This is a genomic window from Ralstonia sp. ASV6 (assembly GCF_016429285.1).
Taxonomy (GTDB): Bacteria; Pseudomonadota; Gammaproteobacteria; order Burkholderiales; family Burkholderiaceae; genus Ralstonia; species Ralstonia flaminis.
Genome location: NZ_JAELUI010000024.1, coordinates 13,822 through 25,932, shown reverse-complemented (window position 1 = coordinate 25,932; position 12,111 = coordinate 13,822). Strand labels below are relative to the sequence as shown.

Here is a 12,111-nt window from a genome sequence, read left to right as displayed (position 1 = left end):
GAATGAAGAAGCAAGACGATGTGTTTGCACCGCGACCAAAGCCGCGCGTGCCACATACGAAGGCAACTTATCGCGTGTGAGTGGGGGTGTGGCGGCCACGAGTTTTGCGCGGCGGCACGATTGTTTTGCGGGCGGGAAAAATCTTGGTCGGGCGGCAATCAGCGCAAAAACTTTAGCGTGCGAGGCGCCGGAGATGGCCGCCAATTTCTGCCCGGAGCGTGCTTTAATCGCGCCCATGGCTGACGACACTCCCGTCTCTCTCTCTTCAGATCCGTTGCGCGGACAGCGCATCCTGGTCGTCGACGATGTCGACGAAAGCCGCATGCTGCTGGTGGATTTTCTGCAGCGCCGGGGTTGTCGCGTCTACATTGCGCGCGACGGTCAGGATGGCGTTCAGAAGGCGCAGAGTGTGCGGCCCGACCTGATCCTGATGGACATTCGCATGCCGGTGTGCGACGGCATGACTGCGTGCAGGCTGCTCAAGGCCAATCCGGCCACGCGGGCCATTCCGCTGATCTTTCTGACCTCTGCAGCGTTGCCGGAGGAGCGCGTGGCGGGGCTGGCAGCGGGCGCTGTGGACTACGTGACCAAGCCCTTCGACTTTGAAGAGGTGCGCCTGCGTTTGTGCATTCACCTCAAGCCCATCGCCATGCCAAGCGGTGCGCCAACGGAAGGCGATGTGAACGCAGCCTCAAGCACGCTGGATGCGATTCTGTATCGGGCGACACGCAAGCTGCTGCTTGAGCGGCTTGGAGAAACGCCCAGCCTGGTGGAGTTGGCGGCTGCAGTCGGCACCAATGCGCGCCGGCTGAATGGGGCATTCAAACAATGCGTTGGCGTGACCGTGTTCGATTTTCTGCGCGAGGAGCGTATGAAGGAGGCGCGGCGCATGTTGTCCGAGACTGCGCTCGACGTGCAGACGATTTCTCGGGAGCTGGGTTACAGCAGCGCAGCCAATTTCTCCACCGCATTTCGTGACCGCTTTGGCCTGCCGCCGAGTCAGTTCCGGCAGGGTTCTGGCGGCAACACGTGAGCGCTCGCACATCCGCTGTCACAGCGTGGCGCCCGGGTTTGCGCTGGGCGATATGCGTGACGCTGGTGATGGGGCTGTTCATCTGGGGGTTCGGCCAATCAGCCTGGGCTACGCCTGTTGACGTGGGGCAGGCCGAGGGCAGAGGTGATAAGCCCGTTGCGCTGCTGTCTCATCTGTCCGTGCTGGAAGACAAGACCGGTCAGATGGATCTCGGAGCGGCGATGACCAGCACCCGCTGGGCAGCCATTGCCGGCGAAACCTTGAACCCGGGCTATACCGCCTCCCGATTCTGGTTGAAAGGAACGCTCTACAACAGCGGCGCACAGCCGGTTACGCGCTGGCTGGCGGTCGGCCCCGCGCGGTTGGAGTCGGTTGACTATTTTCGGCTCGCGCCGGGTGGGCATGCCGTGCTCGAAACGATTCAGAGCGGCAATCGTCTGCCACTGGATGCCCGACCCGTCACGGCCATGATTCCGGTTTTCCCGATCACGCTGGCCCCGGGCGAGCAGATGACGTTTGCCTTGCGGCTCCACAGCCGGTCAGCAGTCGACATCAATCCCGAACTCTGGGAGCCCGCTGCATTCCGGCAACAGGAAGGTTTTGACTTGATGCTGCAGGCATTCCTGGTCGGGCCCGCATTGATGCTGGCGCTGTACGCGTTGATCCAGGGGTGGTCGGGGCGTGACCGCAGCTTCCTGTTGCTGTTCGGGTGGATCTGCCTGGCTGTGCTCTACAGCATGGCTATTCAGGGGTATCTGTATCGCTACATCCTGCAGGCTGGTGGCGCGTGGGTGCTGCGTGCGCCCTCAACGCTGGGTGTGCTCACCAACGTGTTCTACGCCGCGGCAACCATGACCTTTGTGGGGTTGGGGTGCGTCGCAGCGTGGAAGTGGACCTACCGTATCGTCATTGTGCTTCTGCTGGTCGGGTGTGCCTGGACCATGCTGGGGGACTACCGTGCCGGGGCTGTTTATTCCAACGTCGTGGTTGGTGTGTTCAATGTGTTGTGGGCGATCTCGATGGTAGATGCCTGGCGTCGAGGTCTGCCCAACGCACGGCTGTTCATTTTGACTTTCGGCGTGGTGTGGGCCGTACAACTGGTGGGGCTGCTGGAGTTCCACGGTATTCTGAACCGCGGCTGGCACGCCGGCCTGGGCTTGTCCTGGCTGGTGGAACTGGCGACGCTGCTGATGATGGGGGCGCTGGTCATCCAGCGCTCGCGGGAGCGGTCCACCGCGCACGCCGCGATCCAGCAGGCACTGCTGGATGCCAAGAGCCAGGAGCAGCTCAAACTGGAGCACGCCGTCGTCGAGCGTACGCAGGAATTGCGCACGGCACTCATTGATGCTGACGAAGCGAACCGCGCCAAGACCGACTTTCTCGCCCGCATCAGCCATGATCTGCGAACACCGTTGACGTCGATCATCGGCTTTGCCGAGCTGGTGCAGACGGCGGGTCAGGAGAACGCAGAGCGAGGCCGGATCATCGGCCGCAGTGCCCGGCACATGCTCGCCATGGTCAATGACCTGATCGACTACGCACGCGGTGGTGAGCCCGATGCATTGCACAGTGCGCCGGTCTACGTGCATGCCTTGCTCGATGCGGTTGTGCAGGAGGGTGCTGAACTGGCGCGACGCCGCGGCAATCAGTTCAGCTTCCGTATCGAGCGTCCGTTGCCGCCCGTGCTGGAGCTGGATGCGAAGGGCCTGCGGCGGGTGCTCGGCAATCTGCTGGACAACGCAACCAAGTACACCACCGATGGCCGTATCGAACTCCTGATCGACTGTGAGGGCGAGGCCGGGATCGCACACCCGGTAAGGCTGACATTCATCGTCAAGGACACCGGGCCGGGTATCGCCGCCAAAGATCAGCAACGCATCTTCGAACCCTTTCAGCGGTTGGACACGGCGCGCACGCAGCCTGGCACCGGGCTGGGATTGGCGATCGTCCGGCAATGGATCGAGCGTATGGGCGGTTCGCTGAAGATCGACAGCGCGCTGGGTGCCGGCACGTCGATGCGCCTGGAGGTGAGTGCAACAGTCGCCACCGAAGATGCAGTCTCGCGTCACCACGTTGCCGACATTGGCGCGGTTGTGCCCAGCATCGACGGCAGCGGCCTGCGCATCTGGATTGCAGAGGACACGGCGGACATCCGCCGCTTGCTTGCCGACGAGTTGTCGAGCCTGGGCTTTACTGTCGAGACCGCGTCGGACGGTGTCTCGATCATCGAGCGGATGACGCAGGCGGGTGACGCCCGCCCCGATCTCGTATTGACCGACTACCTGATGCCTGGCGCCGATGGTATTGCCGTGCTGCTGGCTGCGCGGCAATACCTGCCTGGGGTTCCAGTGGTGGTCCTGTCGGCGATTCCGCAACCAGCGTCGGCCAGCGACGATCCTGCAGCGCCCGAGTTTGATGCCTCTCTGCTCAAGCCGATCAATCTGGCCGAGTTGCAGGAGACCCTGATGCGCTTGCTGGGGCTGCAACGGCTCCCACCGGTGGTGGACGCTTCAGAGGTGGTGCCACTGGTAGACCCGCCTCCGCAAGCGTGCGCTGTTGCGCTGGCATTGATCGACTTGGGTGCGATCTCGGATCTGATCGACTGGGCCGATGCGCTGCGTTCCGAATACCCGCAATGCGACGCGTTTGCCATGCGAGTCCGTCAACTGGCCACCCGTGGCGATTTGGCCGGGCTGCAGCGGCTTTGCAGCCCAACAACCGATGAGGCTTGCGGCCACGAGTGATGGAGCGGGGCCAATTGCAGTGTGGCAGTGCGGTTTTCCACCGAAAACCCCAAGGCAGAAACGCGCTTGCGGGCGTGCACGTAGCAAATGCATCACAGGCTTCCTGAGGAATCGTTTGCCAGTCCCGCACGGGATGACTAGACTGCCCCTCATGTGACTTTCTGTGCCACCGGCAGGAAGTTCCGCCGATGGTACTGGCTGCACTCTCGATCGCCCCGACCCCGTGAGCCCCAACGACCGCCGACTCCTCCGCCATCTGCTCGTCATCGTCACCATCAAGGTGATGGTGTTGGGCGCGCTGTGGTGGGTGTTCGTGCGGGACGTCCGCGTGCCGGTCGATGCCGAGCGTGCCGCCGATCGTCTTGGCATGACACCACCAGCGCAGGGAGGGCATCCGTGATATCCGAGCACTTGGTCGATCTATCCAGGCTGCAGTTTGCGGCCACGGCGTTGTACCACTTCCTGTTCGTGCCGCTTACGCTGGGCATGGTCTGGCTGCTGGTCATCATGGAGAGCGTCTACGTGATGACCAACAAGGTCATCTGGAAAGACATGACGCGCTTCTGGGGCAAGCTGTTCGGCATCAACTTTGCGCTGGGCGTGACCACCGGCATCACGCTCGAATTCCAGTTCGGCACCAACTGGGCGTACTACTCGCACTACGTGGGCGACATTTTCGGGGCGCCGCTGGCCATTGAAGGGTTGATGGCGTTCTTTCTGGAATCCACCTTCATCGGCCTGTTCTTCTTCGGGTGGGATCGCCTCACCAAGACACAGCACTTGTTGGTGACGACGCTCATGGCGATCGGCACCAACCTCTCCGCGCTGTGGATCCTGATCGCCAATGGCTGGATGCAAAACCCGGTGGGTGCCGACTTCAACTGGCAGACCATGCGCATGGAGATGTCGGATTTCTGGGCCGTCGTCTTCAATCCGGTGGCGCAGGCCAAGTTCGTGCATACGGTGTCTGCCGGCTACGTGACGGGCGCGATGTTCGTGTTGTCGATTTCGAGCTGGTATCTGCTGCGTGGGCGCGATGTGGAATTCGCGCGGCGCAGCTTCCGTGTGGCAGCGGCATTTGGGCTTGCCAGCGTGTGCTCGGTGATCGTGCTGGGTGACGAATCCGGCTATACGGTGGGCGAAGCGCAGGAAACCAAGATGGCCGCCATCGAAGCCATGTGGGAAACCGAGCCCGCGCCGGCCAGCTTCAACATGATCGCGTCGATCAACCAGCGCGAGCAGAAGAACGACTGGGCGGTCGAGATTCCCTATGTGATGGGCCTGATTGGCACACGCTCCGTGTCGAAGCAGATTCCGGGTATCCACGAGATCAAGGTGCGCAATCGCGGCCGCATCGTCAGTGGCATCGAAGCGGTGGCCGCGCTGGAAACGCTGCGCAAGAACCCGGACGATGCCGCTGCCCACCAGACGCTGCAGATCCACCAGCAGGATCTGGGCTTCGGTCTGCTGCTCAAGAAGTACGTGACCGATGTGCGGCAAGCCACGCCCGAGATCATCGACAAGGCTGTCGACGACACCGTGCCGCGCGTATGGCCGATGTTCTGGGGTTTCCGCGCCATGGTTGGATTGGGCTTCCTGATGCTGGCGCTGTTTGGCCTGTCGTTCTGGAGCACGCTGCGGCCGCAACGCAAGGCGCCGGCTTGGCTGCTGCGCTGGGCACTGTGGATGCTGCCCGCGCCGTGGCTTGCTGCAGAGCTTGGCTGGGTCGTCGCCGAGTACGGCCGCCAGCCGTGGACGATCTACGGCGTATTGCCCACGCACCTGAGCGTTTCGACGCTGAGTGAGGCCAGCCTGTACGGCTCGCTGGCAGGATTTATTGGTTTCTACACGCTGCTGTTGATTGTCGAGATGTACCTGATGATCAAGTTTGCGCGGCAGGGCCCCGGCAGCCTCGGCACCGGTCGCTACGATTTCGAAGCCGCCCACGCTTGAGGAGGCCACCATGTTCGACTATCCCACCCTCAAGGTCATCTGGTGGCTGCTGATCGGTGTGTTGCTGATCGGCTTCGCCATCATGGACGGGCATGACATGGGCGTCGGCACGTTGCTGCCCTTCGTCGGCAAGACGGACGACGAGCGGCGTGTCGCCATCAACACCATCGCCCCGCACTGGGACGGCAATCAGGTCTGGTTCATTACCGGCGGCGGCGCGATCTTTGCAGCGTGGCCGCTGGTGTATGCCACCGCGTTCAGCGGGTTCTACTGGGCAATGCTCGCGGTGTTGTGGGCGTTGTTCTTCCGCCCGGTCGGGTTTGACTACCGCAGCAAGATCCACAACGCCACGTGGCGCAAAGCGTGGGATATCGGCCTCTTTGTCGGGGGCGCGGTGCCGCCGCTCATCTTTGGCGTGGCGTTCGGCAATCTGCTGCAGGGTGTGCCGTTCCATTTCGACACCTTCATGGTGGTGACGTACACCGGCACCTTCTGGCAATTGCTGAACCCGTTCGCCATCCTCACGGGCGTGGTGTCGAGCGCGATGATCACCATGCACGGCGGCATCTATCTCGCGCACCGTACAGAAGGGGCGATCCAGCAACGTGCGACGAAGGCCGCAACCGGCGCCGCGATTGTCGCCGTGATTGCCTTCGTAGCGGCGGGTGCATGGTTGCGCTGGGGTGGCATCGAAGGCTATGCCATCACCTCGGCCATTGACCCGGCTGGCGTGTCCAACCCGATGGCCAAGACGGTGGCACGCGCCGCCGATGCGTGGTGGCACAACTACCAAGTGCAGCCGTTGCTCTGGCTGCTGCCCTTGCTCGGCGTGATTGGGCCGCTGCTGGCGACGGTTCTGGTGCGGGCAGGGCGCACGTTGATAGCCTTCGTGCTGTCGGCGCTGGGGCTGGCGGGCATCATCACCACGGCGGGCGCTTCGATGTTCCCGTTCGTGCTGCCGTCATCCAGCATGCCCGCCGCCAGCCTGACCGTGTGGGACAGTGTCTCCAGTCACTTCACGCTTGGCCTGATGTTTTGGGCGGCGATCATCTTCACGCCGATCATCCTCGTCTATACGAGCTGGTGTTACCGCGTGATGCGAGGCAAGGTAACGGTCGAACATATCCGGGCCAACGAGCACTCGCTCTACTAACCGCAGGAGGACATGGCATGTGGTATTTCACTTGGGTCCTGGGGGTCGGTTTTGCCGTATTGCTGGCCGTGCTCAATGCGATGTGGGGTGAGGTGAGCGACGCGCGCGCCGCGGGTGTCGCAACAGACGAGGACTGCGTGTGAGCACTGCCGACAAGCCGCGCATCCACGCGGCAAGCCTGAGCACCGGGCTGGTTGTCATGGCGGTCGGCACGGTGTATCCGTACATCGTCACCAATGGCGCTGGCCATGCGGACCATACCCTCGCCATGCTGCTGTTTTGGGCGATGAGCGCGGGGTTGGTGCGCGGTGTGGGGTTCATTCCGCGCCACTGGGTGTGGCGCGTGTTGTTTTCAGGGTGGTCCTGCGCGCTGGCCCTGGTGCTGTTCGGGCTGCTGCGTTTCTTGGGGTGAAGCGCTAGCGCGGCAGGCGGGTGGGGCCGGCGGCAGGTGGCTCCGATGTGCGCCCGCGCAGCACATCACGCAAGCGCCGCACAGCACGCCACAGCTTCGGCAGCAACCAGACGGCCACCAACAGCAGGATCGCCAGCACTATCAGGAATGCAACCGGCAGGAAAAACGACATCAACAGTCCGCCGGTCGCGGTGATGTCTTCGCTGAACGACGCCACCCAGTTCGAGAACGGCTCGGGAGAGGCGTTGATCAGCGCACGCGTTCCCGCCTTGGTGGCGTGCGCCGTTCCAGCCAGTGTGCCGCCAATCAATCCTGCCGCCACCATCCATTGCGGATCGAGTTGCCCAAATGCGGCTGCCGCCAGGATGGCCCCAGCGGGAATGCGGATGAAGGTCTGGATGCTGTCCCAGACGGAATCGAACCCCGGGATCTTGTCGGCCAGGAACTCAGCCACGGCCAGCACACCGGCCAACCCGATCACCCACCACGATTCGAGCATCTGCAGCCCCTGCGGCAGGTGAAGCCAGCCTGTGCGACCCAGCACACCGGCAGCAAACACGGCCAGGTAGAGGCGGAATCCGCTGGTCCAGGACAAGCCTGCGGCCAGCGCTGCGGTTTCCAGCATGGGGCTCCTTGCACGTTCAGGCAGGCCCGACGGGCGCTTGCCGATACTGGCAGTGTAGTGCCCGTACGCCTGCCCGGTTGGCTTACAGCAGCGACTTGCCCTGCGACAGGATCTTGTCGCACGCCTGCTTGGTGATCTGCTCCTTGATGCTGCTCAGGTCGAACGTACTGCCATTGGAGCCGGTGAGCAGGCCCTTTGCGCCGTCGCTGTAGCCGGGGTCGGAGGACGGCGTGCCGCCCAGCTTGCCCAGCAGCTTGTCTTTGACGGAGGCTGCGCCCGATGCGCCACCCAGGTAGTTGTTCTTGATGCAGAATTCCAGCACACCGGCCACATTGCCCGTGCTGCCAGACGTCAGCGAGCCCAGCGAAGGCAGTCCACCTGCCCCACCGAGATTGCCGAGGCCGCCCAAACCACCGGATGCGCCCTGGCTATTGCCCTGCGTCGCCCCTTTGATGAGATCGCCGATCTGGGCTTGGGCAGCGGCTGGCAGTAGCGCAGCAACCAGGGTGAGGGCGGCGGCGATTCGGATTGGGTGGCGTGTCATGTGGGGCTCCTTGGGGTGGATGGTGCGGATAACAGAGGGGACACCACTACCGTAGCGCACGGCCGGGCGAAATGACGTGTTGCGCAACATGTGGCATGGCCGTCATTCTCCACCGCCCGAGCAACAAAAAACCCGGCTGGTCGCCGGGTTTTTTGCATTTCAGTACCCTTGCCAGAGGCCGGGTGCTGGATGACGCGAATCAGGCCGCCTGGATGTTGGTGGCTTGCTTGCCCTTCGGGCCCTGCGTCACTTCGAACGAGACGCGCTGATTTTCCTTGAGCGTCTTGAAGCCAGCCATCTGGATGGCAGAGAAATGCGCAAACAACTCTTCGCCGCCTTCATCAGGCGAGATGAAACCGAAACCCTTGGCGTCGTTAAACCATTTGACAGTACCGAGTGCCATGAAAACCCCTCCGAGAAAACACAAGTCCAAGCCGGGAGGAGTTGCCTGTCGGGGCAGTGCAGAGCGGTACCGCGCAGTCATCGCCCGGTCGTCGGCTCTGGAGCACGACGAATGGCGCGGGTGGAACCGCGCCGCAAGCGATCGGTCTTCTTGTGGCAAAACACCACAGCCTGAAGCGGTTGTCGATCTGTTGTCGACTGGTGTGAGGCCTCCCGGGCTCACCATTCATGAGGCTTGCTGCCAAGTGTTTTTGGGGCAGTAAGGCGCACATGTTGAGTTCGATTGTTCGAGGAAAGTAACAGACTGTCAAGGCTACCAAAGGTGGGTTTGTGGCGAAAATCGGTCAGTTTTTGAAGAGGTTTTGCTCGAAACTCCGCAAATCGTCCCCACCTGCCGAAAACGTTCGGCAATCAGGGCTGGTGCGTGCCCCGTTCCCAGTCCTTGGCTGGCGGGTGGCGCGCCTCTCGCCCGAGGTGCCGACTGGCGAACGCAGTTCAGGCCAAACCATTTGCAGGGCTTGAAATCGGCGTTATTTCCCTAAATTGCGAAGTCGAAAGGAGTGGTTAGAATAAGACCATGGCAATCCGGCAAGCGACCACTCCACAACACGATGCAGGCACCGTCCTGGAGCGGAAAGAGCAAGCGCTCAAACCGCCCGCGATGTACAAGGTGCTGCTGCTCAACGACGACTACACCCCGATGGAATTCGTCGTGATGATCCTTCAGCAATATTTCAGCAAAGACCGGGAGACAGCGACGCAAATCATGCTGACTGTGCATCGGGAAGGTAGGGGCGTGTGCGGTATCTACACTCGGGATATCGCCGCGACGAAAGTGGAATTAGTATCGACCCATGCACGGCAGGCGGGGCATCCGCTGCAGTGCGTGATGGAGGAAGCATGATCGCGCAAGAACTGGAAGTCAGCCTGCACATGGCGTTTGTCGAAGCCCGGCAGGCTCGCCACGAATTCATTACGGTGGAGCATCTGCTGCTTGCGCTGCTGGACAATCCGACGGCTGCGGAGGTGCTGCGCGCCTGCGCCGCCAATATCGAAGACCTCCGAACGCATTTGAAGAACTTCATCGCCGACAACACCCCGGTGGTGCCCGGCACGGACGAGGTGGATACGCAGCCCACGCTGGGTTTCCAGCGTGTGATCCAGCGCGCCATCATGCACGTGCAGTCCACCTCCAACGGCAAGAAAGAGGTGACGGGCGCCAACGTGCTGGTTGCCATCTTCGGCGAGAAGGATTCCCACGCGGTGTACTACCTCCAGCAACAGGGCGTGACCCGGCTGGACGTCGTCAACTTCATCAGCCACGGTATCCGCAAGGATCAGGCAGAGCCGGCCAAGCACGGTGACGCCAACCCCGAAGGTGAGGGCGGCGACGGCAAGGAGAGCCCGCTGGAGCAGTTCACCCAGAACCTGAACGCGCTGGCCAAGGCCGGCAAGATCGATCCGCTGATCGGCCGTGAGCAGGAAGTAGAGCGCGTGGTGCAGGTGCTGTGCCGCCGCCGCAAGAACAACCCGCTGCTGGTGGGCGAGGCTGGTGTCGGCAAGACCGCCATTGCCGAGGGTTTGGCATGGCGCATCACCAAGGGTGAGGTGCCGGACATTCTCGCGAAGTCCGTCGTCTACTCGCTCGACATGGGCGCCCTGCTGGCCGGCACCAAGTACCGTGGTGACTTTGAGCAGCGCCTGAAGGGCGTGCTGAAGTCGCTCAAGGACAACCCGAACGCGATCCTGTTCATCGACGAAATCCACACGCTGATCGGCGCGGGCGCCGCTTCGGGCGGCACGCTGGACGCCAGCAACCTGCTCAAGCCGGCACTGTCGTCGGGTGCGCTCAAGTGCATCGGCGCGACCACGTTCACGGAATACCGCGGCATCTTTGAGAAGGATGCAGCCTTGTCGCGGCGCTTCCAGAAGATCGACGTGGTGGAACCGACGGTCGACCAGACTGTGCAGATTCTGCGTGGGCTGAAGTCGCGCTTTGAAGAGCACCACGGCGTGAAATACGCGTCGTCGGCGTTGACCGCTGCGGCTGAATTGTCGGCACGCTTCATCACCGACCGCCACCTGCCGGACAAGGCAATCGACGTGATCGACGAAGCCGGTGCCGCGCAACGCATCCTGCCGAAGTCGAAGCAGAAGAAGACGATTGGCAAGACCGAGATCGAAGATATCGTCTCGCGCATCGCCCGTGTCCCACCGCAAAGCGTGTCGCAGGACGACCGCAGCAAGCTGCAGACGTTGGAGCGCGACCTGAAGTCTGTTGTGTTCGGGCAAGACCCGGCTATCGACGCGCTGGCTTCGGCCATCAAGATGTCGCGCGCCGGGCTGGGTAAGACGGACAAGCCGATCGGCTCGTTCCTGTTCAGCGGCCCGACAGGTGTTGGCAAGACGGAAGTCGCCAAGCAACTGGCGTTCATCCTGGGCATCGAGCTGATCCGCTTCGACATGTCGGAGTACATGGAGCGTCATGCGGTGAGCCGGCTGATCGGCGCGCCGCCGGGCTATGTGGGCTTTGACCAGGGCGGTCTGCTGACGGAAGCCGTCACCAAGAAGCCGCACTGCGTGTTGTTGCTGGACGAGATTGAGAAGGCGCACCCGGACATCTTCAACATCCTGCTGCAGGTGATGGACCACGGTGCGCTGACGGACAACAACGGCCGCAAGGCGGATTTCCGCAACGTGATCATCGTCATGACGACCAACGCGGGCGCCGAGACGATGAACAAGGCGACCATCGGCTTCACCACGACGCGCGAACAGGGCGACGAGATGGCCGATATCAAGCGCATGTTCACGCCGGAGTTCCGCAACCGTCTGGATGCGACCATCAGCTTCCGCTCGCTGGATGAGGAAATCATCATGCGCGTGGTCGACAAGTTCCTCATGCAGTTGGAAGAACAGCTGCACGAAAAGAAGGTGGACGCCATCTTCACCGAGAAGCTGCGTCGCTTCCTGGCGAAGAAGGGTTTTGACCCGCTGATGGGCGCGCGCCCGATGCAACGCCTGATCCAGGACATGATCCGCAAGGCGCTGGCCGACGAGCTGCTGTTCGGTAAGCTGACCAGCGGCGGTAAGGTGGTTGTGGACCTGGACGACGCCGATGCAGTGAAGCTGGAGTTCTCCGAGAATGAAGCGCCGCCCGCGCCTGCACAGGAAGAAGCGGAAGCCTGACGGAACTGTCGCTCCAAATGAAACGGCCCGGCGAGGTTTGGTAACTCGCCGGGCCG

At 62.4% G+C, this 12,111-nt stretch carries 12 protein-coding genes; 9 read left to right on the top strand and 3 right to left on the bottom strand.

Features of this window, described 5'->3' with window-relative positions; all coding sequences use genetic code 11:
- The first annotated feature begins 235 nt into the window (after positions 1–235).
- The 7 genes from JHD73_RS06755 (at position 236) to JHD73_RS06725 (ending at position 7,295) form a co-directional block, all read left to right on the top strand.
- Positions 236–1,033 (top strand): response regulator, encoded by a 798-nt coding sequence (locus JHD73_RS06755; RefSeq protein ID WP_199029086.1) that lies wholly within the window; start codon positions 236–238, stop codon positions 1,031–1,033.
- On the top strand, positions 1,030–3,777 hold the full coding sequence (locus JHD73_RS06750) for an ATP-binding protein (protein ID WP_199029050.1): 2,748 nt from the start codon (positions 1,030–1,032) through the stop codon (positions 3,775–3,777). Before JHD73_RS06755 ends, JHD73_RS06750 begins: the two co-directional genes overlap by 4 nt.
- Positions 3,778–3,940: 163 nt before the next feature.
- Positions 3,941–4,177, top strand: coding sequence for a cytochrome oxidase putative small subunit CydP (gene cydP / locus JHD73_RS06745; protein ID WP_199029092.1), 237 nt, complete (start codon positions 3,941–3,943; stop codon positions 4,175–4,177).
- Complete coding sequence (locus JHD73_RS06740; protein ID WP_199029048.1) at positions 4,174–5,730, top strand: cytochrome ubiquinol oxidase subunit I; 1,557 nt, start codon at positions 4,174–4,176, stop codon at positions 5,728–5,730. The genes cydP and JHD73_RS06740 overlap by 4 nt, the downstream gene beginning before the upstream one ends.
- Positions 5,731–5,740: 10 nt before the next feature.
- Entirely contained in the window at positions 5,741–6,883 is a 1,143-nt protein-coding gene (cydB, locus tag JHD73_RS06735; protein WP_199029046.1) for a cytochrome d ubiquinol oxidase subunit II, read from the top strand.
- A 17-nt stretch (positions 6,884–6,900) separates the two neighbouring features.
- Positions 6,901–7,026, top strand: coding sequence for a cytochrome bd-I oxidase subunit CydX (cydX, locus tag JHD73_RS06730; RefSeq protein ID WP_199029044.1), 126 nt, complete (start codon positions 6,901–6,903; stop codon positions 7,024–7,026).
- On the top strand, positions 7,023–7,295 hold the full coding sequence (locus tag JHD73_RS06725) for a cyd operon YbgE family protein (protein WP_199029042.1): 273 nt from the start codon (positions 7,023–7,025) through the stop codon (positions 7,293–7,295). Before cydX ends, JHD73_RS06725 begins: the two co-directional genes overlap by 4 nt.
- A gap of 4 nt (positions 7,296–7,299) precedes the next feature.
- On the opposite strand, the gene JHD73_RS06720 is transcribed toward JHD73_RS06725, so the two are convergent.
- The 3 genes from JHD73_RS06720 to JHD73_RS06710 all read right to left on the bottom strand — a co-directional run bounded on the left by JHD73_RS06720 (position 7,300) and on the right by JHD73_RS06710 (position 8,867).
- The gene (locus tag JHD73_RS06720) at positions 7,300–7,920 is read right to left on the bottom strand and encodes a DUF4126 domain-containing protein (RefSeq protein ID WP_199029040.1); all 621 of its coding nucleotides are present in this window, start codon (positions 7,918–7,920) and stop codon (positions 7,300–7,302) included.
- Between the two features lie 82 nt (positions 7,921–8,002).
- Entirely contained in the window at positions 8,003–8,464 is a 462-nt protein-coding gene (locus JHD73_RS06715) for a DUF2501 domain-containing protein (RefSeq protein WP_199029038.1), read from the bottom strand.
- Between the two features lie 199 nt (positions 8,465–8,663).
- Entirely contained in the window at positions 8,664–8,867 is a 204-nt protein-coding gene (locus JHD73_RS06710) for a cold-shock protein (protein ID WP_004631953.1), read from the bottom strand.
- Positions 8,868–9,443: 576 nt separating this feature from the next.
- On the opposite strand from JHD73_RS06710, the gene clpS reads away from it, so the two are divergent.
- Positions 9,444–9,770: an ATP-dependent Clp protease adapter ClpS gene (gene clpS / locus JHD73_RS06705; protein ID WP_011002382.1), complete on the top strand. Its 327-nt coding sequence runs from the start codon at positions 9,444–9,446 to the stop codon at positions 9,768–9,770.
- Positions 9,767–12,055: an ATP-dependent Clp protease ATP-binding subunit ClpA gene (gene clpA / locus JHD73_RS06700; RefSeq protein WP_199029036.1), complete on the top strand. Its 2,289-nt coding sequence runs from the start codon at positions 9,767–9,769 to the stop codon at positions 12,053–12,055. Before clpS ends, clpA begins: the two co-directional genes overlap by 4 nt.
- The last annotated feature ends 56 nt before the right edge of the window (positions 12,056–12,111 follow it).

What these genes read in the sequence shown, in the direction of transcription:
- JHD73_RS06755 (WP_199029086.1), top strand. Translation starts at nt 236, where the DNA reads ATGGCTGACGACACTCCCGTCTCTCTCTCTTCAGATCCGTTGCGCGGA.
- cydB (WP_199029046.1), top strand. Translation starts at nt 5,741, where the DNA reads ATGTTCGACTATCCCACCCTCAAGGTCATCTGGTGGCTGCTGATCGGT.
- cydX (WP_199029044.1), top strand. Translation starts at nt 6,901, where the DNA reads ATGTGGTATTTCACTTGGGTCCTGGGGGTCGGTTTTGCCGTATTGCTG.
- JHD73_RS06720 (WP_199029040.1), bottom strand. Translation starts at nt 7,920, where the DNA reads ATGCTGGAAACCGCAGCGCTGGCCGCAGGCTTGTCCTGGACCAGCGGA.
- JHD73_RS06715 (WP_199029038.1), bottom strand. Translation starts at nt 8,464, where the DNA reads ATGACACGCCACCCAATCCGAATCGCCGCCGCCCTCACCCTGGTTGCT.
- JHD73_RS06710 (WP_004631953.1), bottom strand. Translation starts at nt 8,867, where the DNA reads ATGGCACTCGGTACTGTCAAATGGTTTAACGACGCCAAGGGTTTCGGT.
- clpS (WP_011002382.1), top strand. Translation starts at nt 9,444, where the DNA reads ATGGCAATCCGGCAAGCGACCACTCCACAACACGATGCAGGCACCGTC.
- clpA (WP_199029036.1), top strand. Translation starts at nt 9,767, where the DNA reads ATGATCGCGCAAGAACTGGAAGTCAGCCTGCACATGGCGTTTGTCGAA.